General features: G+C 70.2%; 22 protein-coding genes. 10 read left to right on the forward strand and 12 right to left on the reverse strand.

The genetic code is table 11. The features are described from left to right. Window positions 1–39 precede the first annotated feature (39 nt). Genes AB0300_RS08520 through AB0300_RS08530 form a run of 3 tightly spaced genes read right to left on the reverse strand, consistent with a single transcriptional unit; the run spans window position 40 to window position 2,737 of the window. Window positions 40–1,611, reverse strand: coding sequence for a S8/S53 family peptidase (locus tag AB0300_RS08520; RefSeq protein WP_025104191.1), 1,572 nt, complete (start codon window positions 1,609–1,611; stop codon window positions 40–42). Between the two features lie 50 nt (window positions 1,612–1,661). After that, entirely contained in the window at window positions 1,662–2,117 is a 456-nt protein-coding gene (locus AB0300_RS08525; RefSeq protein WP_025104190.1) for a hypothetical protein, read from the reverse strand. Then, window positions 2,114–2,737, reverse strand: a complete 624-nt coding sequence (locus tag AB0300_RS08530; RefSeq protein WP_238695663.1) for a sigma-70 family RNA polymerase sigma factor — start codon at window positions 2,735–2,737, stop codon at window positions 2,114–2,116. Before AB0300_RS08530 ends, AB0300_RS08525 begins: the two co-directional genes overlap by 4 nt. Window positions 2,738–2,856: 119 nt before the next feature. Here AB0300_RS08530 and AB0300_RS08535 point away from each other — a divergent pair, with 119 nt between their 5' ends. Together AB0300_RS08535 and AB0300_RS08540 are read left to right on the forward strand one after the other, a co-directional pair. Beyond that, window positions 2,857–3,075 carry an SCO4848 family membrane protein gene (locus AB0300_RS08535; protein ID WP_025104188.1) on the forward strand — a complete coding sequence of 73 codons (219 nt, stop codon included), beginning with the start codon at window positions 2,857–2,859 and terminating at the stop codon, window positions 3,073–3,075. Between the two features lie 201 nt (window positions 3,076–3,276). Next, window positions 3,277–3,810, forward strand: coding sequence for a hypothetical protein (locus tag AB0300_RS08540; protein WP_025104187.1), 534 nt, complete (start codon window positions 3,277–3,279; stop codon window positions 3,808–3,810). A 15-nt stretch (window positions 3,811–3,825) separates the two neighbouring features. Here the strand turns inward: AB0300_RS08540 and AB0300_RS08545 are convergent, their stop codons facing one another. After that, the gene (locus tag AB0300_RS08545; RefSeq protein ID WP_366215838.1) at window positions 3,826–5,124 is read right to left on the reverse strand and encodes an MFS transporter; all 1,299 of its coding nucleotides are present in this window, start codon (window positions 5,122–5,124) and stop codon (window positions 3,826–3,828) included. A 70-nt stretch (window positions 5,125–5,194) separates the two neighbouring features. Here AB0300_RS08545 and AB0300_RS08550 point away from each other — a divergent pair, with 70 nt between their 5' ends. Beyond that, window positions 5,195–5,785 (forward strand): helix-turn-helix domain-containing protein, encoded by a 591-nt coding sequence (locus tag AB0300_RS08550; RefSeq protein ID WP_025104185.1) that lies wholly within the window; start codon window positions 5,195–5,197, stop codon window positions 5,783–5,785. A 1-nt stretch (window position 5,786) separates the two neighbouring features. Here AB0300_RS08550 and AB0300_RS08555 read toward each other — a convergent pair whose 3' ends face one another. From AB0300_RS08555 to AB0300_RS08570, 4 genes are all read right to left on the reverse strand, one after another. Next, window positions 5,787–6,905 carry an aromatic acid exporter family protein gene (locus AB0300_RS08555; protein WP_366215839.1) on the reverse strand — a complete coding sequence of 373 codons (1,119 nt, stop codon included), beginning with the start codon at window positions 6,903–6,905 and terminating at the stop codon, window positions 5,787–5,789. A gap of 175 nt (window positions 6,906–7,080) precedes the next feature. Next, complete coding sequence (locus AB0300_RS08560; RefSeq protein WP_071327961.1) at window positions 7,081–7,767, reverse strand: hypothetical protein; 687 nt, start codon at window positions 7,765–7,767, stop codon at window positions 7,081–7,083. Further along, window positions 7,767–8,684: an ABC transporter ATP-binding protein gene (locus AB0300_RS08565; protein ID WP_126894269.1), complete on the reverse strand. Its 918-nt coding sequence runs from the start codon at window positions 8,682–8,684 to the stop codon at window positions 7,767–7,769. Before AB0300_RS08565 ends, AB0300_RS08560 begins: the two co-directional genes overlap by 1 nt. Further along, entirely contained in the window at window positions 8,681–9,070 is a 390-nt protein-coding gene (locus AB0300_RS08570; protein WP_025104181.1) for a GntR family transcriptional regulator, read from the reverse strand. The genes AB0300_RS08565 and AB0300_RS08570 overlap by 4 nt, the downstream gene beginning before the upstream one ends. Window positions 9,071–9,275: 205 nt before the next feature. Between AB0300_RS08570 and AB0300_RS08575 the strand changes: the two genes are divergently transcribed. The 6 genes from AB0300_RS08575 (at window position 9,276) to AB0300_RS08600 (ending at window position 16,796) form a co-directional block, all read left to right on the forward strand. Continuing rightward, window positions 9,276–10,391, forward strand: coding sequence for a methyltransferase (locus AB0300_RS08575; protein WP_126894268.1), 1,116 nt, complete (start codon window positions 9,276–9,278; stop codon window positions 10,389–10,391). A 331-nt stretch (window positions 10,392–10,722) separates the two neighbouring features. Beyond that, window positions 10,723–12,084: a glycine betaine/L-proline ABC transporter ATP-binding protein gene (locus AB0300_RS08580; RefSeq protein ID WP_238695662.1), complete on the forward strand. Its 1,362-nt coding sequence runs from the start codon at window positions 10,723–10,725 to the stop codon at window positions 12,082–12,084. Next, window positions 12,084–13,043 (forward strand): proline/glycine betaine ABC transporter permease, encoded by a 960-nt coding sequence (locus AB0300_RS08585; RefSeq protein ID WP_366215840.1) that lies wholly within the window; start codon window positions 12,084–12,086, stop codon window positions 13,041–13,043. The genes AB0300_RS08580 and AB0300_RS08585 overlap by 1 nt, the downstream gene beginning before the upstream one ends. Window positions 13,044–13,206: 163 nt before the next feature. After that, the gene (locus tag AB0300_RS08590) at window positions 13,207–14,115 is read left to right on the forward strand and encodes a glycine betaine ABC transporter substrate-binding protein (protein WP_025104177.1); all 909 of its coding nucleotides are present in this window, start codon (window positions 13,207–13,209) and stop codon (window positions 14,113–14,115) included. Between the two features lie 144 nt (window positions 14,116–14,259). Further along, window positions 14,260–15,237, forward strand: a complete 978-nt coding sequence (gene bsh / locus AB0300_RS08595; protein ID WP_315108949.1) for a choloylglycine hydrolase — start codon at window positions 14,260–14,262, stop codon at window positions 15,235–15,237. A 56-nt stretch (window positions 15,238–15,293) separates the two neighbouring features. Further along, window positions 15,294–16,796 (forward strand): lipase maturation factor family protein, encoded by a 1,503-nt coding sequence (locus AB0300_RS08600; protein WP_366215841.1) that lies wholly within the window; start codon window positions 15,294–15,296, stop codon window positions 16,794–16,796. Between the two features lie 135 nt (window positions 16,797–16,931). Here the strand turns inward: AB0300_RS08600 and AB0300_RS08605 are convergent, their stop codons facing one another. Genes AB0300_RS08605 through AB0300_RS08620 form a run of 4 tightly spaced genes read right to left on the reverse strand, consistent with a single transcriptional unit; the run spans window position 16,932 to window position 19,180 of the window. Further along, a complete protein-coding gene (locus AB0300_RS08605; protein WP_101847789.1) occupies window positions 16,932–17,699 on the reverse strand; it encodes an ABC transporter permease in 768 nt (255 codons plus the stop codon). Next, window positions 17,696–18,469: an ATP-binding cassette domain-containing protein gene (locus AB0300_RS08610; protein ID WP_366215842.1), complete on the reverse strand. Its 774-nt coding sequence runs from the start codon at window positions 18,467–18,469 to the stop codon at window positions 17,696–17,698. Before AB0300_RS08610 ends, AB0300_RS08605 begins: the two co-directional genes overlap by 4 nt. Then, window positions 18,466–18,837 (reverse strand): DUF1048 domain-containing protein, encoded by a 372-nt coding sequence (locus AB0300_RS08615; protein ID WP_025104172.1) that lies wholly within the window; start codon window positions 18,835–18,837, stop codon window positions 18,466–18,468. The genes AB0300_RS08610 and AB0300_RS08615 overlap by 4 nt, the downstream gene beginning before the upstream one ends. A 1-nt stretch (window position 18,838) precedes the next feature. After that, entirely contained in the window at window positions 18,839–19,180 is a 342-nt protein-coding gene (locus tag AB0300_RS08620; protein ID WP_366215843.1) for a PadR family transcriptional regulator, read from the reverse strand. A gap of 443 nt (window positions 19,181–19,623) precedes the next feature. On the opposite strand from AB0300_RS08620, the gene AB0300_RS08625 reads away from it, so the two are divergent. Next, entirely contained in the window at window positions 19,624–24,822 is a 5,199-nt protein-coding gene (locus AB0300_RS08625) for an isopeptide-forming domain-containing fimbrial protein (protein ID WP_366215844.1), read from the forward strand. Window positions 24,823–24,870: the final 48 nt, after the last annotated feature.

The following is a 24,870-nucleotide window of genomic DNA, read 5'->3' on the forward strand; positions in this document are numbered from 1 at the left end:
ATGCCGTGCCGGAGCGGTCGTGCGGAAGGGTGCGAGGGGTCAGAGCCGCTCGTGCGGCGTCGGCAGGGACTTCAGCACGGCGGCGACGGCCTTCCCGGCGACGGCGGGCTTCACCCCCGCGGCCGGGACGGCGCCGAGCTGGGCTGCGACCCGACCGGCGATGTACGGAGCGGCGAAGGAGGTGCCGCTCCACACCGCGAAGCCGCCGCGGTAGTCGTCCGGGTCGAGCGTCTCGCGCGGCAGCCCGTCGATGTCGGCGCGGGTCGCGGCCTGCGCGCCGCCGACGAAGGCGGGCGAGGTGCTGACCACGGCGGCGCCCGGGGCGTACACCTGCACCCAGGGGCCGACGTTCGAGAACAGGGCGACGGAGTGCGCCGACGGGTTCAGGGCGCCGACCGACACGTGCGGAGCGCCGTCGTCGGACGGCAGCCCGTTGTCGGCGCCGGGCCACGGCCACAGCGAGGCGGGGAACGAGGGCCGATCGATCGCGTCGTTGCCGGCCGAGCAGACGACCACGCAGCCGAGCTCTCTGGCCTTCGCGAGCAGCTCGTACAGGGTCCTGCTGAAGAGCCCGTCGGTCGGGGTCTCGTGGTAGTAGCTGAGGGAGAGGTTGAGCACGTCGATGGGGAAGCCGGTCGTCGGGTCCTCGCGGTGCCGCCGCAGCAGTTCCACGACCTGCGCCACGGTCTCCAGGAGCGTGCTCTCGTCGACCACCCCGAGCGCGCCGGCGACGCGGATGGAGAGGATGTCGGCGTCCGGGGCGGCCTGACGCACGAGGCCCGCGATGAAGGTGCCGTGACCGGCCACCGCGTCGATCTCGCCGTCGAGCTGCCCGTACAGGTCGGGGTAGCGTTCGGGGTCGGCGTCGTCCGTGAAGCCCACGGGGACGCCGTCGAGTTCGACGTGCCGGGTGACGATGTCCGACGGCAGCCAGGCGTGCTCGCCGCAGCCGGTGTCGAGGATCGCCACGACCGGTCGTCGTCCGCGCTTCGGAGCGGCGGCTCGAGCCGGAGCGGGGCCGAGCCAGGTGACCGGCTGCCGGGCCCCGCGTCCGGGCTCCAGGTAGTCGTCGCTGCCGCCTCCGCCGGGAGCGGCACCGCGGACGGGATTCGTCCGGGTGAACGGGTTGGTCCGGGTGAACGGGTTCGTCCGGGTGAACGGGTTGAGTCCGACCGGATCGATCGACAGCACGTGCTCCAGGCTGGTCCGCGGCATGGTCGAGCGCGACAGTCGGCGCGCGCGCTGCAGCACCCGCCAGGCGTCGGGCGCCACGGGGGACTCGCCCCTGGTCGGCTCATCCGGCGTGGTCAGGCGCGCCCGCAGGAACCCCGCGACACCCGGGACGAGCTCGCCGTTCCCGATCTCTCGCTCCGGCGACTCCAGCTCCAGCCGCCAGCCGAAGGAGTCCGCGGCATCCCTCAGGGCGCGCAGCTCGCGGTCGTACGCCTCCTCCTCGCCGAGGGCACGCGTGATGAGCAGCCGCTCGGGCAGGTACGCGGTGGGGAACGCGCGGATCCCATCCACCGGTTCCGTGCTGGGGTCGAGGGCGGTGCCGCGGCGGATCGATCCCTCCGCGCGGTCCTGCCAGGTCCATCCCTGGGGCTGCTCCATCGGTCATCCTCTCCGTGGGCATCGCCGGCGACGGCGCCGGCGATGCGGGGTCACAACTCGAACTGCGGGGTCTCCAGGGTGCGGGTCTCGTCGCCGACCGTCGCGGTCAGGCGCACGCGGCTGAGCCCGGACGGCACCTCGTCGAACACGAATCGGCCGGTCTCCGCCGGGGTCGTGCGGCGCTCGCGCTCGCCCTGCAGCAACAGGATCTCCGCGGCGGCGGTGTCCACCCAGCCGTCGATCCGCCGTCGCCCGGACGCGGTCGTCGTGACGTGGAGGAGGATGCTCGTGCTGCCGTCGCTGAACTGCAGGGTGAGGGCGTCGGTCTCGCCGCGGACCGCGCCGAGCTGGCCTTCCACGAGCGTAAGCAGCGCGTACTCGCGGTTGAGCCCGTCCGCGGCGACCGCGGCGACCATCCGGTCGATGAGGCCGGCCGGGACGGGGTCGACCTCTCTCCAGAGGCTGCGCAGGCGGGCGAACAGCCGGGCGTCGTCCTCATCGCTCATGATCGTCCCTCCGTCCGGGTGGCCGGGGCGTCGAGGAGGTCGCGGAGCTTCGCGAGGCAGCGGCTGCGGGTCGGGCCGATGCTGCCGACCGGCATGGAGAGGTCGCGGGCGAGGCGCGCGTAGTCCGGGCGGTCCTCGAAGGCGATCACCCGGAGGAGGCGCTGACAGCGCTCGGCGAGGCGGCGGACGGCGGCCCAGAGTCGGCGGTTCTCGTCGTCGAGCGCGGCGTGCTCCTCGGCGGACGCCTGCTCCGGAAGGAGGGCGTCCAGGTCGTCGGATTCCGCGGTGTCGACGCGACCGACGGCCTTCCCGACCTTCCAGGCCTCGCGGCGGGCGGTGGTCGTGAGCCAGGCCGAGACGGCACGCGAGTCGGCGATGGTGCCGTGGCCGCGCACGAGCTGGAGCCAGGTCGTCTGCACGACGTCTTCCGCGAGGGTGCGTTCGAGGCCGTAGGCGCGCACGACGTGCCAGAGCACGGGCGTCATCAGCCGCACCAGGTCGTCCATCGAGCGGCCGTCGCCATCGCGCCACGCATCGAACAGGTCCGCGGCGCGTTCCCAGCGTGCGCGCCCGTCGTCGGATGCCGGATCGAAGGCGGCGCCGGGGGCACCGTCGATCATGAAGCCCATTGTGATCACACCTACCAGGAGCACGGCAAGGGCTCGGTGATACATGTCGCCGTCCAAGAATTCCGACGGCCGGATCCGTGGTGCGACGCCGCCCTCGCTAGCGTGGAGGGGTGATCGCTCTCGTCGTCGTGCTGTTCCTCAACGCCGGTTTCAACGTGCTCGTCTGGCCGCGGTTCTACAGCCGCGTCGCGAAGGACCCGCGTGCCAGGGACGAGAACGGCAAGGCCACCCCGTTCCTCCGCGTGCACGTCATCCTCATCGCGATCGCGCTGGTGCTGGCCGTGGCCTCCGCGGCGGCGGGGATCACCGTGCTCGCGCTCGCGCCATGAATCGGTGGTCTCCTATCGGCTCTGATGTGACGGCGACCGACATCGATCGCGACCACTGTCCCGGGTGAGCCGCCGGCGAGATGTGTTCAGCTCTACGCGTTAGACGTCTTTGAACAGGACGAGAATCGGGAGAATCGGCACGGCGGTTGTCGCAGGATTGGTTGCTGAAGGGTGATTCGTGCGGATCGGTAGCCTGGGAGCATGCCGGAACTCTTCCGAAGTGCCGCCGGAAGCTTGCAGGAAGCCGGGTGGACGTTTGAGCCGCCGACGTCGATGGAGAACGGCGTTCCCTCCCCGCTGCGCGCGGCACCCGAAACGGTGATCCGCTGGGTGTCCTCGTTCTCACTCCTGTCGAGCTCAGACGAGACGGTGTGGTTCTTGTCCCGCGACGACTACTCGACCGGCGCGGAGGGGGCGTTCGCGTGGAACGAGTGTGAACTGCTGAGCATCCAGGCTGCGACGACGGATGATGAGGCGGTCGCGGTCTCCCGTTTCTGGAGGCGCCACGCACCCATCCTGCTTTCCGTTCGCAACGGATACGAGTACCTGGCGGTGCGAGACGACGGAGCAGTCGTCCACGGTTCCGAGCCAGAGTTCGAAGAAGCGGTCGTCGTGTTCTCTCACTTCGAAGATCTGCTGAGGTACACCACCGCGCGGCCGGCCCGGCGCGACCAGGTCGTCGACAGCTTGCTGTTCGGTGCCGCCGACGTCACTGGCCCGACGCCAGGCGACTAGCGCAGTGTCTCCACCTCAGTCCCGCTCGTACCGGGCGGCGTGCGCGGCCCAGCGAGACTCGACCGGGAGGCTGCGGAGGGCGCGGTTCCCGATCGCGAGGGCGGCGGCCACCACGCAGAGGGCCGCGCAGATGAGGATGGTGCCCTGTCGTCCGAGCCCGGCCAGGCCGAAGCCGGCGATGAGCGGGGCGAGCGGCATCGCGCCCATCGCGAGGACCCCCATGGCGCTGTTCGCGCGTCCCAGCAGTCGAGACGGCGTGGCCACCATGAAGTAGCCCATCATCCCCGCGTTGAGGGCGGGGACGAGCAGCACCGTGGCACCGAGGACGGCGGCGACGGTCCACGGCGCCGACGCGAACGACAGCACGACGGCGCCGAGGGCGACCACTGCGAGCCCGCCGATCGTGAGCACGCCCGCCGGGATCCGGGGCACGAGGAGCGGGGCGACGATCGCGCCGACGAGCATCACGGCGCCGATGGCCGCGCTGACGGTTCCGATGAGGAGTTCGGAATGGCCCGCCTGCTGCAGCGCATAGACGGCCGTGGTGATCGCGGCGTTGAAGCCGAGGTTCACGATGGTCATGATGAGCATGACGCCGCCGAGGTCGGGGCGGGACAGCAGCCAGCCGAAGCCCTCGCGGAACTCCCGCCAGGCGTTCGGGCGCGCGGGGGGCGCGTCGCCCGCTTCCGCCTCCAGAGCGCCCATGTCAGCGATGCCCGCGCGCCGGACCTGTCGCCCGAGGAGCCCGGCGGTCACGGCGGCGACGAGGTGGCACAGGGTCATGACCGCGCCGACGAGCCAGCCGCCTACGCCGAGCAGCAGCCCGCCCAGCGGGCCGCCGGCGAGCTGGAGGGCCGCATCGCGCCCCTGGTTCGCGGCCTGCGCGCGCCCCATCGCGTCGTCCGGGACGATCTCCTTCAGCGCGCTCTCGCCGGCGACGTCGAAGAGGCCGCTCCGCGCGGCCAGCAGCACGTCGATCACGAGGAGGGTCGCGAAGGTGAGGGCGCCGCCGAGGGCGAGAAGGGTGAAGGCCCCGGCCAGCACGATCCCCAGAATCGAGCCGACGAGCATGAGCACGATGCGCCGGTGCCGGTCCGCGATGATCCCGCCCACGAGGGTGAGCAGCACACGCGCCACCATGCCCGCCCCCGCGATGATGCCGGCCTGTGCGGGGTCGTTCGTGATGACGAGCGCGAGGAGCGGGACGGCGAACCCGAAGAGCGCCGAGGCGAGCCCCTTGCTCGTGTCGCTGACGAGCCAGGTGAGGTAGCGCGTGTTCTGCCACAGGCGGTGCGGCGTGGTCGTCGTGCTCATGGCTCGACGATAGTTCCGCAAGAATAATTGCGCAACTGTTCGTGCGCATTTGCGTGACTAGGATCGGGGAATGGCTGACGACGCGGAGAAGACCTCTCGGGAGGACGCCGCCTTCATGACCTCGGCCATGCTCAAGGCCTACTCGCACCCGCTGCGCCGCCAGATCCTCCGCCTCATCGCACGCCGCGGTTTCCTGCGCGCCGCGGACATCGCCGGTGCGCTCGACGTGCCGGCCAACAGCGCCAGCTTCCACCTGCGGGTGCTCGCCGAGGCGGGGCTCATCGAGGAGGCTCCGGAGCAGGCCAGAGACCGCCGCGACCGCGTGTGGACGGGACGCAAGGGGGCCCTCACCGTCGGCGGTCCGGAGAATCCGGTCGCGGACGAGGCGCTCGGCGATGCGGTGGTGGCCGCGCTCGCAGAGGACCACGTCGACCTGCTGCGCCGGGTGGTGGCCTGGACGCCCGAGTACGTGTCCGGTCGCACCGCCGAGGTGCATGCGTCGTTCGTGCAGCGCACCATCCGACTGACCGAGGCCGAGTTCGACGACGTGATGCACAAGATCGATGACGTGCTCTCCGCCGCCGACGACGCGCACGACGACACCGACCCCGCGGGCCGTCACTGGCAGCTGGACATCGTCGTCGCCGACGACACCATCTGACTCACTCGTCTTCGTCGTCGAGGCGCTCGCCGCTGAGGATGAGGATGCGGCGGAGGTGCATCGCCGTGAGCACGCCCGGTCCCATCGAGCTGCGCACGTCGAACGTGCGGTCGTCGACCTTCTCCAGCAGGAGCCGGATCGCCCGCGCGGCCTCCGCGCGGCGGCGATGCGCCGCGCTCGAGGCGGGGTCGTCCTCCGCGATGACGTCGGCGACGGCGTGGCAGGCCGCCGACAACGGCTCGGGCAGCGCCGGATCCAGGGGCATGGCCGCCGGACGCTCCCAGATCGTGTCGGCCGTCGCGTCGGCGATGTCCCGGATGAGGTGCGCGATGCGGTCGAGCGTGGAGAGCTGCTCGTGGATGTGGGCGGTGCCCGCATGCCGGCGTCGCGCGCGCGGGTTGTAGCGGACGCTCTCGTCGGCCTCGGCCAGGGCGGCACGGAGGTCGGCGGTGGTCTCGGCGAGCGCTGCGGCATCGTCGGCCCACTGTGCGGTCTCCGGCGGCCAGGACTCCGAGACCGCGGAGCCGATGTCGTGGAGGCGCCCGGCGAGCTGTCGTCGGAACTCCTCCACCCGCGCCTCGGCCGATCCGATGAGCGGGGCGGGGGCGAAGAGGAGGTTCACCACCAGACCGATGACGATCCCGACCCCCATCTGGGCGAGGTAGCCGAGGGAGTAGTCGTCCGCGTTCTGACCGCCGATGATGAGCACGAACAGCGCCGCCATCGGGACGTACTCCTTGCCGACGCCGAACCAGCCGGTGCCGGAGACGAGGACGCCGAGGCCGACCACGAGGGGGATCGTCCACCACGTCGGCCCGACCGTGAGCACGATCAGCGCGGCCAGACCGATGCCGGTGGCCAGACCGAACAGGGTCTGCAGGCTCGACCGCATGGATCCCATGAGCGTGGGGTACATGCTCACGAGCGCGCCCAAGGGTGCGTAATACGGGTACTCGTCGGTGACCCCCGGCATGTGCGGCGCGATCGTCCACGCGAGCCCGACGGCGAGTGCTGTCTTGGCCACGAGGAGCAGGCGCGCGGGGCGGACGGCCTCGCGGAGGGTGCGGGCGAGGTACGAGCGGCGTTCGCGGACGCGCAGGCGCGAGAGGTCGGGAGTCACGTCATCCTCTCCTCGCGGCGGTCGGGTGGTCCTGTCCGGCGAGGATAGGGCCCGCAGGCGGCGTGCGGCCACCGGGTTGCCCCGGCTCGGGTCGCCGGGTAGAGGGCGGCCGAACGCGGATGCCGCGACCGCGCGGGGTGCGCGGCCGCGGCATCCGCGGATTCCGGTCGTCGCGTCAGGGCGTGGCCCGACGGAACGCGAGGAAGGAGACGACGCTGAGGACGGCGACGACCACGAGCCCCCAGAGGGCGAGGCCCACGGCCCCGAGGTCGAGGATGCCGAGCCACACGTCGCCCCACAGCTCGAGCCGTGTCACGAGGAACACGACCCCCACGAGGAGGAGCGCCAGGGCGACGCCGACGATGGTGAGCACCATCGGGCCCCAGCTCTTGTAGATCGTCGCGCCGGTGAACCCGACCACGAAGAAGAACAGCGCGAGCGTGAAGTAGACGACGAAGGCGCCGAGCGGGCCGGCCTCCCACAGCCACGGCAGGTGGAACACCCAGCCGTTCACGCCGTACCCGTTCGTGGCCAGCTCGATCGCGCCGCCCAGGAGGAAGAGGATCCCGAGCAGCGCGCTGCCGAGGATTGCGGTCAGCAGCGTTCCGATGAAGAACTCGCGCCGGGTGACGCTCATGGCCTGCGAGAACGGGAAGGTCAGCGTCATGGCCGACAGCCCGATCGCGAAGAAGTACCACAGCGGTGCCTGGCCGCCTCCGCCGTACTTGGGGGCGTCGCCGGGGATCATCGCGTAGATGAGGACCGAGATCACCACGGCCGAGGCGAGGATGATCAACGGCACCCAGACGAAGGTCTGCCGGTTGATGAGCTGCAGGCGGATGACGTTGAGTGTGCGTCGCATCAGCGGACTCCTTCCGTGGTGGCGTCGGCTCTGGTGCCGGAGCGGGTCTCGGCCTTCTGGGTGAGGCGGACGATGAGCTGCTGCAGGGAGACGGGGGCGAGGTCGAGGCCGGCGGCCCGCACCTCCGCGCGATCGTCGGCGGTGAGGGCGCCGAGCACGGTGACGGAGGCGACGCGACCGAGCTCGTCGCGGTGCAGCACCTCGCGATCGCCGACCCAGGCGTCGACCTTCGCGGCATCCCCGACGACGGTCACGGCGCGGTCGCGGACGGCATCCGTGTCCTCGTTGAGGAGGATCTGGCCGTTGTCGATCACGATGACCTTCTCGATGAGGTTCGCGACCTCGTCGATCAGGTGCGAGGAGAGGATGATCGTGCGCGGGTGCTCCGCGTAGTCCTCCACGAGACGGTCGTAGAAGATCTGCCGGGCGACCGCGTCGAGCCCGAGGTACGGCTCGTCGAAGAACGTGATCTCGGCGCGGGAGGCCAGGCCGATGATGACGCCGACCGCGGAGAGCTGCCCGCGGGAGAGCTTCTTGATGGTCTGCTTCATCGGCAGCTGGAACTCCGCGATGAGCTCGTCCGCGAGGGCCTGGTCCCAGTGCGGGAAGAACAGGCGGGCGGCGGCGAACGCGTGCCGCGGGGTCGCATCGTCCGGATACTTCTGGCTCTCCCGCACGAAGCAGATCCGGCCGAGCACATGGGCGTTCTCGTACGGGTGCTCGCCGAACACCTTCACGGTGCCGGAGGATTCGAAGTTCTGGGCCGTGAGGATCGACATGAGTGTCGTCTTCCCGGCGCCGTTGCGGCCGAGGAGCCCGTAGATCGAGCCTCCCTCGAGAGCGAGCGACACGTTGTCGAGCGCCCGCTTCTCCTTGTAGCGCTTGGTGAGGTTCTGCACCTCGATGACGGCGGTCATGCGGGGTTCTTCCCTTCTGGGGTGGGGGCGGATGCGGCGCGCTGCCGGAGCAGGTCCGCGAGGTCTTCCGCGCCGAGGCCCAGCGTGCGGGCCTCCGCGAGGAGCGGGTCGATGTAGCGGTCGGCGAAGGCCGCGCGGCGCTCGCCGAGGAGCAGCTCCCTGGCGCCTTCCGAGACGAACATGCCGATGCCTCGGCGCTTGTGGAGCACTCCCTTGTCGGTGAGCATGGCGACTCCCTTCGCGGCGGTGGCGGGGTTGATGCGGTAGAACGCGGCGAGCTCGTTCGTCGAAGGGGCCTGCGCCTCCTCGGCCAGTGAGCCGTCGAGGATGGAGTCCTCGATCTGCTCGGCGATCTGGAGGAAGAGCGGCTTGCCTTCTTCGATCACGAGTCCTCCGTGGTTGCTGGGTTACTTACTTGACTAAGTAACCACGGAACCGGCCACGGTGTCAACCCCTCGGGATGTGGGCGGGCACAGCTTCGGAGATCTCCGTCGACATGCCGCCCGTCGGTCGGTTCCGGCGGCGTGTCGGCCGTCAGCTCCGAAGTTGTGCACGGGGAGGGGGGTGGGGCGGGCCGCGTACAGTGGGCTGGTGCCGGAGTTCCCCTACAGCCGCCTGCGTCGCTGGCCCGACGTCGAGGCGGACAACCTCCAGGCCCACGATGCGACCGACCTCCTGCTCGTGGAGCGCGCACTCGCGCTCGACGTGCCAGGGGCGGAGACGGTCGTGATCGGTGACGAGTACGGCGCGATCACGCTGGCGCTCACGGCGGCCGGGCGCTCCGGTGTCCGGGTGCATCAGGACCTCTCGACCGGACGCCGCGCCCTCGCACGCAACGCGGAGGCGCTCGGAATCGGCGGGTTCGCGCCGCATGAGCTCGATGCCGATCTGCTCGCCGGAGCGAGACTGGTGCTGCTGCAGCTGCCGAAGGCCCTCGCCGAACTCGAGGAGATCGCCGACGCCGTGGCCCGCTGGGCCGCCCCGGAGGTGGTGCTCGTCGCGGGAGGCCGCGTGAAGCACATGTCCCTCGGTCAGAACGACGTCCTGGCGCGGAGCTTCGCCCACGTGCAGGCGCAGCGCGCCGAGCGGAAGTCGCGGCTGCTCGTCGCCGCTGGACCCCTCCCCGTACCGGAGTCCCCGCCGTTCCCGGTGTCGGCGCGGCACGGCGATCTCGTCCTCGTGGCCCACGGCGGCGCCTTCGCCGGACCCCGTCTCGACATCGGCACCCGCACGCTGCTCGATGTGCTCGACCTCGACGGGAACGATGCCGGCCGCCGCGTGCTCGACCTCGGCTGCGGGACGGGAGCGCTCGCCGTGTCCTGGGCGCGTGCTCGCCCGCAGGACCGGGTCGTCGCCACGGACCGCTCGGCCGCCGCCGTCGCCTCCGCCCGCGCCACCGCGTCGGCGAACGGGGTGGCCGATCGGGTCGAGGTCACCCACGATGATGCGGGCTCGGCGCTCGCCGCGGGGAGCTTCGACACGGTGCTCCTGAATCCGCCGTTCCACCTCGGCGCCAGCGTGCACACCGGCGCCGCGACGCGCCTGTTCGAGGCCGCCGCGCGCCTGCTCCGACCGGACGGGGAGCTGTTCACGGTGTACAACTCGAGCCTCGGCTACCGGGCCGAGCTGACCCGGCTCATCGGCCCCACCGCGCAGCTCCGGCGCACCCCGAAGTTCACCGTGACGCGCACCGTCCGACGCCCGTGAGCATGGTGCGCCGAGATTGCTAGACGCTCGTACTATCCCCCGGTCAGCGCCGGAAACCCGGGCACGTCCGCAGTGCAGGATTTGCCGCTGACCGGCCATTTCGTTACGTTGGTCTGCGGGCCTGACGGCCCATAGACCAGTCCGCGGTCACGTCCTTCCTTCGATGAGCTGTGCGGCGAAGAGGCGTGGGCGTACGGTCGATCCCCTCTGCGGCGGATCCGAAATCCGCCGCCTGTGCCGCCACAGCGAAGACGTCGAACGGCCTCGTGAGGATCACCCGGGCGTGACCGAAGCAGGCTCAGCCACCCGAAGGCCGAGCCGCAGGGGAAACGTGTCCGAAACAGCACTCGAAGCGCGCCATCTGTACAAGGTGTTCGGGAGGAATCCGAGCGCCGCCGTCCGCCGGCTGAAGGCAGGGGAGAGCCGTGCCGCCGTCGCCGACGCGGGGACCGCCGCCGTCATCGACGCCAGCTTCACCGTCAACCGCGGTGAGATCTTCGTCATCATGGGCCTGTCCGGATCGGGCAAGTCCACCATCATCCGCATGCTCAACGGGCTGCACGACATCACCGCGGGCACCGTCACCGTGGGCGGCGACCCGATCACGGGCATTCCGGCCGCCCGCCTGCGGGAGATCCGCCGCGACCGCATCTCGATGGTGTTCCAGCACTTCGCGCTGCTGCCGCATCGCACGGTCGCCGCGAACGTCGCCTACCCGCTCGAGCTCAAGGGCGTCGGCAAGGCCGAGCGCCAGGCCAAGGCCGAGGAGATCCTCGCCCTCGTCGGGCTCGAGGGTCAGGGCGACAAGCTGCCGTCCGAGCTGTCCGGCGGCATGCAGCAGCGCGTGGGCATCGCCCGCGCCCTCGCGGCCGACAGCGACATCCTGCTCATGGACGAGGCCTTCAGCGCGCTCGACCCGCTGATCCGCCGCGAGATGCAGGAGCAGCTTCTGGAGCTGCAGCAGAAGCTCCAGAAGACCATCGTCTTCATCACGCACGACCTCAATGAGGCCATGTTCCTCGGTGACCGCATCGCCGTCATGCGCGACGGCCGCATCGTGCAGATCGGCACGCCGGAGGACATCCTCATGGACCCGGCGAACGACTACGTCGAGCAGTTCGTGCAGGACGTCGACCGTGCCCGGGTGCTCACCGCCGCCAACGTGATGGAGCGTCCGCGCCCCGTCGTCGCCGAGTCGGCCGGTCCTCGCACCGCGCTCCGCCAGATGCGCGACGCCTACATGTCGGCGACCTACGTGGTCGGCAAGGACCGCCAGCTCGTCGGCGTGGTCACCGACCGCGACGCCGTGAAGCTCGTGCGGCAGGGCGCCACGCGCCTCGACTCGATCATCAAGCCGGTGCTGCAGAGCGTGCGCGAGGACGACGTCCTCATGAACCTGTTCGTCCCCGCCGTCGAGTCGCCGCTGCCCCTTGCGGTGACGGATGCCGACGGCCGCCTCGCGGGAGTGATCCCGCGCGTCACCCTGCTCGCGGCGCTCGGTCCCGGGCCCGGAGCGACCGAGGAGATCCTGCTGCCGATGACCCCCATGCCCCAGGCCGAGATCGACGCCGTGCTCGACGACGGATGGACGGCCGAGCCCGGCCCTTCGACGAGCTCAGGGACCCAGGGTGGGTTCGGGTCAGAGGCACAGGGTGGCTTCGGCTCAGAGGCACAGGCGGAGGAGGTGCGCTGATGGACGGTTTCCGCATCCCCGTGGGCGACTGGGTCGCCGCCGGCGTCGACTGGATCACCGCCAACCTCGACGGCCTGCTCGACGCGGTCTCGTTCGTGGTGAGCTTCCTCGTCGACGGTCTCACCCGTCTGCTCCTCACGCCGCACTTCGCCGTGATCATCGTGATCGCGGCGCTGATCGCCTGGCTCGTGCGCTCGTGGCAGCTCGCCATCGGCACGATCCTGTCGTTCGGGCTCATCGTCGCCATGGACCTCTGGGTGCCGGCGATGCAGACGCTCGCCCTGGTGCTCGTCGCCGCCGTCGTGGCCGTGCTGATCGCGGTGCCGCTCGGCATCTGGTCGGCGCGCAATGCGACCGTGCGCGCGACGCTGAAGCCGGTGCTCGACTTCATGCAGACCATGCCGGCATTCGTGTACCTGATCCCGGCGATCGTGTTCTTCGGCATCGGTGTGGTGCCCGGACTCGTCGCCACCGTGATCTTCGCGCTGCCTCCCGGCGTGCGCCTGACCGAGCTGGGCATCCGCGGCGTCGACGCGGAGACCGTCGAGGCCGGACACGCCTTCGGAGCGACGCCGGGGCAGATCCTCCGCGGCATCCAGCTCCCGCTCGCGATGCCGACCATCATGGCCGGCGTCAACCAGGTCATCATGCTCGCCCTGTCGATGGCGGTCATCGCCGGTATGGCCGGTGCCGACGGGCTCGGGAAGATGGTCGTCGAGGCGATCTCGACGATCAACATCCCCAAGGGCGTCGAAGCCGGACTGGGCGTCGTGCTCATCGCCGTGTTCCTCGACCGGGTGACCGCCGCTCTGGGCGCGCCCGGTGAGAACCGCTCCTCGCTCCTCGGCATGCTGAAGGGTCGCGGTTCGTCCCGGCCCTCCGCCCCCGTGGCGTCGGAGTCCGCAGCCTCCGCGCCCGCCGAGGAGGCCTCGACCGAATCCGAGCTCGCCCGCGCCTGAGCCCCCGCGTCCCCGTCTCCGTCCCCACCCCTTTTCGTCCGGTGCGGGACGGAAATGGGGCGCTGGGGCGCGGATCCCGGCACGGTTTCGATCCCGGCACAGCTGTCCCGCGGCCTCGTCCGCACCTCCTGAATCACATACGGAACGCAAGAGAGAGAGTCACATGAAGAAGAAGATCCTGACCATCACCGCCCTCGGGGCTGCCGCAGCGCTCACCCTCGCCGGATGCAGCGGCGACGGCGCCGGTGGCACGAGCGGCGGCGGCGACGGTGCCGAGGACAAGGGCACCATCACCCTCGGGTTCCTGCCCTCCTGGACCGACGGCCTCAGCACTGCCTACCTCCTCCAGGACCAGCTCGAGAAGATCGGCTACACGGTCGAGATGAAGACGCTCACCGAGGCCGGCCCGCTCTACACCGGGCTCGCACAGGGCGATGTCGACATGTACCCGTCGGCGTGGCCGGAACTCACCCACGCCTCCTACATGGACAAGTACGGCGACGACATCGAAGACCTCGGCACGTACTACGAGAACGCCAAGCTGACCCTCGCGGTGCCGGAGTACTCCGAGCTCACCTCGATCGAGGACCTCGCGGGCAAGGGCGCCGACTTCGACGGCAAGATCTACGGCATCGAGCCGGGTGCGGGCCTGACCGCCCAGACCCAGAAGATGATGCCCGAGTACGGCCTCGACGGCGAGTACGAGCTCGTCACCTCGTCGACCGCGGCGATGCTCACCGAGCTCAAGACCGCGACCGACAAGAAGGAGGACATCGTCGTCACGCTGTGGCGTCCGTTCTGGGCCAACGACGCCTTCCCCGTGAAGGACCTCGAAGACCCGAAGGGCGCCATGGGCAAGGCCGAGGGCCTGCACTTCCTGGGCACCGCGGGCTTCGCGGACGAGTTCCCGGAGGCGGCGGAGCTGATCGAGAAGATCAAGCTCGACGACGAGCAGTACGGCGCGCTCGAAGACCTCGTGGTCAACGAGTACGGCGAGGGCAAGGAAGCCGACGCGGTCGACGCCTGGCTCGAGGAGTACGGCGACCAGTTCGACTGGACCGTCACGAGCTGACTCCCGTCGCACGTCTCGAAGGAGGGTCTCCCGCAGCGGGGGCCCTCCTTCGTCGTGGGTGACCCACTTACATTCGGGGGCGGAAGGTGGAAGCATGGCGCGAAACCGGCGGGTCGACCGGCCCGCGGATGGGGGGACACGACCATGTGCACAGGACTGAGCTTCACGACCGCCGACCACTACTTCGGGAGGAATCTCGATCTGGAGTTCTCGTACAACGAGACCGTGACCGTCACACCGCGGAACTTCCCGTTCCCGTTCCACCGGCTGCCGTCGATGCCGACGCACCACGCGATCATCGGGATCGCGACGATCGCCGACGGCTACCCGCTCTACTACGACGCGGTCAACGAGAAGGGGCTCGGCATGGCGGGGCTCAACTTCCCGGACAACGCGCACTACCCGGCACCGGGGTCGGGGGACACCGAGGTCACGCCGTTCGAGTTCATCCCCTGGGTCCTCGGACAGTTCGAGACGGTGGCCGAGGTGAAGGAGGCCCTGCGGTCGGTGAGTCTCGTGGACATCGACTTCAGCCCGGAGTTCCCGCTGTCCCCGCTGCACTGGATCATCGCCGACAAGAGCGCATCGATCACGGTCGAGAGCGTGCGCGGCGGCCTCAAGGTCTACGACAACCCGTGGGGCGTGCTCACGAACAACCCCACGTTCGACATCCAGAGCTTCCGACTCAACGACTATCAGCACCTCTCGAAGCGGCAGCCGGAGAACACGTTCGCCTCGGACGTGCCGATGGACCTCTACAGTCGCGGCATGGGCGGGATCGGGCTGCCGGGCGACCTGTCGTCGTCGTCGCGGTTCGTGAAGGCGGTGTTCACGCGGATGAACTCGGTGTGCGGGACGTCGGAGTCGGAGTCGATCAGCCAGTTCTTCCAGATCCTCGGCGCTGTCGCCCAGCAGCGCGGGTGCGTGCAGGTCGGCGACGAGGAGAAGTACGAGATCACCATCTACTCGTCATGCGCCAACACCGCGACGGGCGTGTACTACTACACGACCTACGAGAACAGCCAGATCACCGGTGTGGACATGCACAAGGAGGATCTCGACGGCTCCGAGCTCGCGGCATACCCGCTCGTGAAGGGGCAGCAGATCGCGATGCAGAACTGATCTCCGCTCCGCGCAACCCCCTCATCGGGAGGGCGGCCGCGGCGTAGCCTGTGGCCGTGGACGGGTTCGCGGCGGTCGACTTCGGGTTCGCCCGCGAGGTCCTGCAGCGGGGCATCGCGGCGCTGTACCTCGTCGCGTTCGTCTCGACGCTCAACCAGTTCCGTCCGCTCCTCGGTGAGCACGGACTCCTGCCCGCGCCCGTGCTGCTGGACTGGGTGGCGCAGAAGCGCGAGCGCCGGAAGCTGCTGCACCCCACGCTCTTCACCCGCGTTCGCTACACCGACCGGCGTCTGGTCGCGCTGTCCTGGGCGGGGATCGTCATCGCCGCCCTGCTCATCGCCGGGGTGCCGCAGCTCGGGCCGCCGTGGGTGCCGATGCTCGCCTTCCTCGCCCTGTGGTTCGGCTACATGTCGGTGGTGAGCATCGGGCAGACCTTCTACTCGTTCGGGTGGGAGATGCTGCTGCTGGAGGCGGGGTTCCTCGCGGCCTTCCTCGGCTCGAATGACCAGCCGCCGCCGACCGTGGTGATCGTGCTGTTCTGGTGGCTGCTGTTCCGGCTGGAGTTCGGCGCCGGGATGATCAAGATCCGCGGCGGACGCGAGTGGCGCGACCTCACCGCGATGACCTTCCACCACGAGACCCAGCCGATGCCCGGGCCGCTGAGCCGCCAGGCGCATCTGCTGCCGCGGTGGTTCCACAAGCTCGAGGTCGTCGGGAACCACGTCGCGCAGCTCGTCGTGCCGTTCTTCCTCTTCGCCCCGCTGCTGTCGCTCTGGCTCCCCGACAGCGGTGGCTGGGTCCCTGGGCTTGTCGAAGGGGTCGCGTGGGTCGGTGCCGTCGCGGGCGGGATCGTGATCGCGACGCAGCTGTGGCTCGTGCTCACCGGGAACTTCGCGTGGCTGAACTGGGCGACGATCGTGCTCGGGTTCTCCGCGATCGGCCTCCCCGGCATCGGGACTCCGGAGCGGACGCCGGAGACCTCGCTGCCGTGGACGGTGTCCGGCATGCCGCTGTGGTGGGTCGTGGTGACCTCGGGGGTCGGGGCGCTGTTCGTCGTGCTGAGCGTGCCCGCCGTGCGCAACCTCTTCGCGCGACGACAGCTCATGAACGCGAGCTTCCACCGCTGGCAGCTCGCCAACGCCTACGGAGCCTTCGGCACGGTCACGCGGGAGCGGATCGAGATCGTCGTGGAGGGGTCGGACGATGAGGAGGGCCGGCACTGGCGCGAGTACGAGTTCCGCGGGAAGCCCGGGGACGTGCGGCGGATCCCGCGGCAGTTCGCCCCGTATCACCTGCGGCTGGACTGGCTGATGTGGTTCCTGCCGCTCGGGCACTCGCTGGACGACTGGTTCTCCGTGTTCCTCGTGCGGCTGCTGGAGGCGGATGCCCCGACGCTGCGGATGCTGCGCGTGGACCCCTTCCACGGCGAGCGGCCGCGGTGGGTGCGCGCCGTGACGTACCGCTACCGCTTCACGACCCGCGCCGAGCACCGTGCCGACGGCGCCGTCTGGGTCCGGACCAGTCGCCGCGTGGTGCTCGGTCCGGTCGGCCTCCGCTGACTTCGAGTCGCGCACTGTGCGGCAAATCCGGGACGGATAGAGCCATTCAGGCGATTCGAACGGCCGCCGAGCGCGGCGAAACGCCCCGGCCGGGGAGAGTCCCCGGTCGGAGCGTTCCGTCTCGCTGAGCGTCGATCAGCTGACCTTCTTCCGGTACGAGATGATCGCGAACACGTAGGCGACTACGAGGATCCCGACGCACCAGGCGAGAGCGACCCAGATGTCGGACCCGACCGGCTCCCCCGCGAACAACGCCTGGATGGAGTTGACGATCGAGGTCACCGGCTGGTTCTCGGCGAACCACTGCACCGGTGCCGGCATGGTGTCGGTCGGCACGAACGCCGAGCTGATGAAGGGGAGGAAGATCAGCGGATACGAGAAGGCGCTCGCGCCGTCGACCGTCTTGGCGTTCAGGCCCGCGATGATCGCCAGCCACGTGAGTGCCAGTGTGAACAGCATCAGGATGCCGATCACTCCGAGCCAGGCCCAGACGCTCGCGCCGGTGCGGAAGCCCATGAGGAACCCGACCCCGAAAATGATCGCGAGGGTGATGGCGTTCGCCGTGAGAGATGTCAGCACGTGGGCCCACAGCACGCTCGACCGGGCGATCGGCATGGAGTGGAACCGCTCGAAGATGCCGCTCTGCATATCGGTGAACAGCCGGAACGCCGTGTAGGCGATGCCCGACGCGATCGCGATGAGCAGGATGCCCGGCAGCAGGTAGTTCACGTAGTTCTCGGCGCCGGTGCTCTGCTGGAGCGCGCCGCCGAAGACGTACACGAACAGGAGCATCAGAGCGATCGGGGTGACCGCGGTGGTGATGATCGTGTCGGGGCTGCGGAAGATGTGCCGCATAGAGCGGCCGGTGAGCGTCGCCGTGTCGGCGGCGAAGTGCGTGGTCATGCTGCCTTCTCCTTTCCGGATGAGGGGCCGATGAGGGTGAGGAAGATCTCCTCGAGGGTGGGCTGCTTCTCGACGTACTCGACCTTCGCGGCCGGAAGCAGCCGCTTGAGTCCGGCGAGCGTGTCATTCGCGATGATGCGGCCCTCGTGCAGGATCGCGATGCGGTCGGCCAGCTGCTCCGCCTCGTCGAGATACTGCGTGGTGAGCAGCACGGTCGTGCCACCGCCCGCGAGCTCCTTCACGACGTCCCACACCTCGATGCGCGACTCGGGGTCGAGGCCCGTGGTCGGCTCGTCGAGGTAGATGACCTCGGGGTCGCCGACCAGGCTCATCGCGATGTCGAGCCGGCGCCGCATCCCGCCGGAGTACGTGCCGACCTTGCGGCCGCCGGCCTCGGTGAGCCGGAAGCGCGCGAGGAGCCGATCGGCCACCGCGCCGGCGTCGGGCAGATGCCGCAGCTTCGCGACCAGCACGAGGTTCTCGCGTCCGGTGAGGATCTCGTCGACCGCGGCGAACTGTCCGGTGAGGCTGATGCGCTCGCGCACTCCGACCGGGTTCGCCGCGACGTCGATGCCCTGCACCGTCGCGGTGCCCGCGTCGGCCCTCAGCAGCGTGGAGAGGATGCGCACCATGGTGGTCTTGCCCGCGCCGTTCGACCCGAGGAGGGCGAAGATCGATCCCCGCTCCACCTCGAAGTCGACGCCGCGCAGCACGTGCAGATCCTTGTACGACTTCTCGATGCCGTGCACCGAGAGGGCTGACGTCATCATGACTCGTCCTCCTTCTTCCTCGCCTCCGCGACCGCCTTGTTCAGCCGCGCGCGCTCCTTGTCGACCCACTGCGTGCCGCCGTAGGCCTCGGCGTAGTTCTCGGCGAACTCCACGGGGTCGTCGCCGATGATGTCGTCGATCGGGGTGCCGTCGATCGCGGCGCGCTCCCACAGGTCGGCGAGGTCGAGGAAGATCTGCACGAGGGTGTCCCCGTCGGTGATCCCCCCGTAGTACATCGTGTAGCGGTGCTGGGCGTTGGCGACCGTGCGGTACGGTTCCGGCAGAGCCTCGATCCGCGCCTTCGCCTGCTTGTACTGCTTCTTCTGCTCGAGCGATCCGGTGAGCGCTTCGATCCATTTGGCGGCCATGTCAGTTCTCCTTGTTGGTGGTGTTCGTGTTGAGTCGTTCGATGTGCGTCCGGAGGAAGTCCCAGGTGGTCCAGAACTCCGCCAGCTCCTGTCGGCCCTGCGCGTTCAGCGTGTACACCTTGCGGGGCGGGCCCTTCTCGCTCGGCACCTTCTCGACGTCGACGAGCTTCTTCTGCTCGATCCTGACCAGCAGGGCGTAGACGGTGCCTTCCGCGGTGTCGGTGAAGCCGTGCTCCCGCAAACGCGTGGTGATTTCGTATCCATAGGCCGGCTGCTCGGCGAGGAGGGCCAGCACGATGCCCTCCAGGGTGCCCTTGAGCATCTCGGTCATCTGCTTGCCCATCGTCCCCTCCTCTCGTTCCTGTGTCTTCCGTTCGGTACTCAGTGATGCTGGGTACCGGTACAAAGTAACACTGAGTACCGGTACTTAGCAACACCGAATACTGAACTTTCTCATCCCTCTTTTCCGCCGAGACCCCGGGTACGCGGCGAGACCCCGGGCGACAGACGTAGAAACCCCGGGGTGTCGACGACAACCCGGGGTCTCGGCGGAAAGAAGAGGAGGGCGCATCGGCATCCCGGTGCGCCCTCCGGCGTGCGCCCGGGGTGAAAACGAGGGGTGAATTCCTCCGCTTCGGCCGGAGGGCTCCGCGGCGGACCGGCAGGCTGGCGGAGGCCCGGACCGAGTCCACTCTGCCCGAAAGGGTGCTCGGCGGTCGCCTGAGGGGGCGGGGGCTTCCGTGTGCGCGGATGCGTGCCGGAACGCGATGAATGGGAAGAGCAGTCATGGGATTCCGTGTTGCCCGCAAGGACCGCACGTCCGATGGCCTTCCGCCGGAGCGGCACAGCCGCTGGCGGGGCCGGACGAAGAGGCTGATCGGCGGTGCCGTGAGCACGGCGCTCGTCGCGTCGTCGATGATCGTCGTCGGCGGGACGCTGACCGCCGCACCGGCCGCCGCGGCGGAGCCGTTCCTGTGCACGCCGGGAGCGGTGTACGTGCAGAGCGCCACCGAGGTGCGTGAGTTCGCCGTGAACGAGCAGGGCGGTGCCCCCGGCGACGGCGGCACGCTCAGCTCCATCAACCTCGGCGCGAACCACTCCAACAACGCCCTCGGGCTCTCGTCGAGCGGGCGGTACGCCTACACGGTCACCAACGCCGCCGGTACCAAGACGCTCGCCAAGCATGACCGCGTCACCGACACGACCGCGCAGACGACGTTCACGCTGAACTCCTCGGTGCTGCGCGGCGCCGTGCACCCCGTGACGGGCGTCTACTACTTCGCCAGCGGCACGGTGAACGGCGCCATCAACCTCTACGCGTGGAACGAGAACGTCACGCCGCAGACCTACACGCAGGTCGGAACCCTCCGTCCGACCACGGGCAGCAGCGCGTTCGGCGCCAACGGCGACATGGCCTTCAGCGCCTCCGGTCAGCTCGTGCTCGTCGCCGACAACTTCATCTACTCCTCCGACCTCCCGGCCACGCTCGAACCCAGCACCGCGACGATCGACGCCAAGCAGGTGCACGACATGGGCGCCGGCGTGCAGGGCAACGGCATCGCCTTCGGAAACCTCGGCCACATCTTCGTCTCGGTCTCCGGTGGCGGCAACCGCATCATCGAGGTCGACCTGCCCCGCGGGGAGACGGTCAACACGACCCAGCTGGGCACTTTCTCGCCGACCGACATGGCGAGCTGCACGTTCCCGAACACGCTGACGCTGAAGAAGGACCTCCCCGAGGGCCGTCACGCGGCGACCGATCAGTTCGGCCTCCGGGTGCAGTCGCCGGCCGGCTACCAGGTCGCGCAGACCGACGCCGTCACCCGCGGCGACCGCTCCGGTCTGCAGCCGGACTACGCCGGTCCCGTCTTCACGAACCAGGGCGACACCTTCCGGCTCTCCGAATCGGCGGCGGGCTCGACCGACCTCACGAAGTACGACGCCTCCCTCGTCTGCCGGCAGGTGAACGCAGACGGCTCGACCACCCCGGTGGCCGTCACCGCGGACGGGCAGGTCACCCAGCCGGCCGGGCCGCTCGGCACCGACGTCACCTGCACCTACACGAACGTCCGCCTCGCGCCGGACCTCGCTCTCCGCAAGACCTCCGACCCCGCCGACGGCACTGCGGTGCAGGCCGGCCAGCGACTGACCTACACGGTGCAGGCCGAGAACACCGGCAACACCCGCCTCGACCCGGTCACCGTGACCGACGACCTGTCCGGCGTGCGCGCGTTCGCCGAGTACCAGGGCGACGTGGCGACGGCGATCGACGGTGACCCGGTGTCGTCCGGCGCCGCCACCGTCACGGGCGACGACCTGGCCTGGACCGGCGCCCTCGAGCCCGGGCAGGTGCTCACGATCACCTACTCCGTCGTCGTCGACGAGGGCGTGGAGGGCGAGCGCATCGCCAACCGCGTCACCGCATCCGGCACCCCACCCGGGGGCCTGCCCCCGACGACCCCTCCGGCCGTCACCACCGAGCACCCGGTCGCCGGCTTCGAGGTCGCGAAGACCTCCGATCCCGCCGCAGGCACCGTGGTGGAGCCGGGCCAGACCATCGAGTACACCGTCACCGGCACGAACACCGGCGCGACCGTCCTCGACCCGGTGACCGTCACCGACGACCTCTCCGGCGTGCTCGCGAACGCCGCGTTCAACGACGACATCACGACCACGGTCGGCGGCACGACCGTGACCACGGGCGGTGCGACCCTGACCGGGAACGACCTCGCCTGGACCGGAACGCTCCAGCCCGGACAGACCGTGACGATCACGTACTCGGTGACCGTGGGCGATGACACCTCCGGCGAGATCCTGCGCAACAGCGTGACCGGATCGGGCACCCCGACCACCCCGAACCCGGGCGACCCGACCGGGCCGCAGGTTCCCGGTGAGCCGATCGTCCCGCCGACGGTCACCACCGAGCACCCCGTGATCGGCTCCGGCTTCACGATCTCGAAGTCGGCCGACCCCGCCTCCGGCACGGCCGTGTCGGCGGGCGACACGATCACCTACACGATCACCGGCACCAACACGGGCGACACCGACCTCGATCCCGCGGAGATCGTCGACGACCTCTCGGGCGTGCTCGGCTCCGCCGGCTACAACGACGACGTCACGGCCGACCGCGGCTCCGTGCGGGTCGCCGACGCCACCCTCACCTGGACCGGGGCCATCCCGCGCGGGGAATCGGTCACGATCCGCTACACGGTGACGGTGGACGCGGGTGTCGAGAAGGCCCTGCTGCACAACGTCGTCACCGGATCGGCCACGCCGCAGATCCCGGTCGACCCCGCCGACCCCTCCGGGGCGAAGACCCCGGGGACCCCGATCGTCCCGCCGGCGGCGGAGACGGAGCACCCGGTCGTCGACACGGGCTTCGAGGTCTCGAAGTCGGCCGACCCGGTATCCGGCACCGCCGTCCGCGCGGGCGACACCCTCACCTACACGGTCTCGGGCGTCAACACCGGCAACACGGTCCTCGACCCTGCGACCATCGTCGACGACCTCTCGGCCGTCCTCGCGAACGCGGAGTACGGCGGCGACGCGAAGGCCTCGTCCGGATCCGTCGCGCTCTCCGGCACCACGCTCACCTGGACCGGGACGCTCGCTCCCGGCGACCGCGTCGACATCACCTACACGGTGACGGTGGACGAGGATGCGACCGGCGTGCTGCTCCGCAACACGGTGTCCGGTGAGGGCACCCCGCTGATCCCGACCGACCCGACCGACCCGGAGAGCCCGACCACGCCGGGCACCCCGGTCGAGACCCCGCCGGCGACGACGGAGCACCCCGTCGCGACACCCGGGTTCACCGTCACCAAGACGGCCGACCCGGAGACGGGCACGCGCGTCGACCCCGGCAGCGTGATCACGTACACCGTGACCGGCCGCAACACGGGCGACACCGTCCTCGACCCGGTCGAGATCGGCGACGACCTGCGCCCGGCGCTGGCCCACGCGTCCTACAACGACGACGTGTCCGCCACCCGCGGCGACGTCCGCGTGGCCGACGGCTCCCTCTCGTGGAACGGCGTGCTGCGCCCCGGCCAGGACGTCGTGATCACCTACTCGGTGACCGTCGACGCCACCGCCGGCGGCGAGACCATCGCGAACACGGCCACCGGAGAGGCGACCCCGCTGATCCCCGCCGACCCGAGCGACCCCGAGAGTCCCACGACTCCCGGCACGCCGATCACGCCGCCGCCGTCGAGCACGGAGCACCCCGTGAACGAGCCCGGCTTCACGTTCGCCAAGACCGTCGACCCCGCCGCCGGTACCGCTGTCGACCCGGGTGACGTGCTCACCTACACGCTGACCGCGGCCAACACGGGCCAGACGGTGCTCGACCCGGTGACGATCACCGACGACCTGTCCGGTGTGCTGCCGTACGCGACGTTCAACGCGGACGCCGTGGCGAGCATCGCAGGTGCTTCTGCGGCTCCCGCGACCCTGGACGGCACCGAGCTGTCGTGGACGGGAGCGCTCGCAGTCGGCCAGACCGTGACCGTCACCTACTCCGTGACCGTGAGCGCCGACGGCGTCGGCACCGTGATCGAGAACGCGGCGTCCGCGACGGCGACCCCGCCGGGAGGATCGACGATCACGCCGCCGCCCGGTGTCACGACCAACCCGGTCAACGAGCCCGGATTCTCCGTCTCGAAGAGCGTCGACCCGGCTGCGGGCACGGCGGTCGACCCGGGCACCGTCCTCACCTACACGGTGACCGGTGTGAACACGGGCGAGACGGCTCTCGACCCCGTCACCATCGCCGACGACCTCTCCGGTGTCCTGGCGCACGCGGAGTACAACGACGACGCGACCGCGACGATCGGCGGCACGGCGACGACCGCGCCGACGGTGGCCGCGGACCGGCTGTCCTGGACGGGTGCGCTGCAGGTCGGCGAGAGCGTCACGATCACGTACTCGGTGACCGTGCGCGCCGAGGCCGGCGGCGCCGTCCTCGAGAACTCGGCCTCCGGCTCGGCGACCCCGCCGGGTGGGGTGCCGCCGATCGAGACGCCGCCGGCGACGACCGAGAATCCCGTGAACAAGCCCGGCTTCGAGCTGCGCAAGTCCGCCGATCCCGCGTCCGGCACCCGGGTCGACCCGGGCAGCGTCGTCACCTACACGGTGACCGGCGTGAACACGGGGGAGACGGCGCTGACTCCGGTCCGCATCCTCGACGACCTGTCGGGCGTGCTCGCCCACGCCGCCTACAACGGCGACGCGACGGCGACCCTGAGCGACGGCACCGCGCCTGAGCCCGTCGTCGCGGACGACGAGCTCACCTGGGCCGGTGACCTCGCGGTCGGCCAGCGTGTCACGATCACCTACTCGGTGACCGTGCACGGCGACGCGGGCGGTGCGATCATCGCGAACACCGTCGAGGGCACGGCCACGCCTCCCGGCGGCGCCGAGCTGACCCCGCCGCCGGTGACGACGGAGAACCCCGTCGGCACCCCGGGCTTCACGTTCGTCAAGTCGTCCGACCCCGCGTCCGGCTCCGCCGTCGCGACGGGCAGCGTCGTGACGTACACGCTCACCGGCACCAACACCGGCGAGACGGGTCTGGACGAGGTCGTCGTCACGGACGACCTGACCGGAGTGCTGCGGCATGCCGACCTCCGCGGCACGGCGACCGCCACGGTGGGTGACCGTGTGGTGGCCGCGCCGACGATCGACGGCACGACGCTGCGCTGGACGGGCAGCCTCGCCGAAGGAGAGCGCGTCGTGATCACCTACGCGGTGACCGTGCACGCCGACGCGGCGGGGGCGACGCTGCGGAACGTGGCCACCGCCTCGGCCACGCCGCCGGGCGGGGAGACGATCACCCCGCCGACGAGCACGACCGAGAACCGGGTGCTGACGCCGCTCGCCCTCACCGGCGGACAGCTGGCGCCGTGGATCCTCGGCCTCGCGATCGCCCTGCTGATCGGCGGCGCGGTGCTGCTGCTGGTGCGACGTCGCCGCATGCAGAGCTAGCGGTTTCCCGAAGAAGGCCCCGCCCGTCGTCTCCGACGGGCGGGGCCT

The sequence above is a fragment of the Microbacterium sp. NPDC078814 genome, assembly GCF_040702645.1.
Classification (GTDB): domain Bacteria; phylum Actinomycetota; class Actinomycetes; order Actinomycetales; family Microbacteriaceae; genus Microbacterium.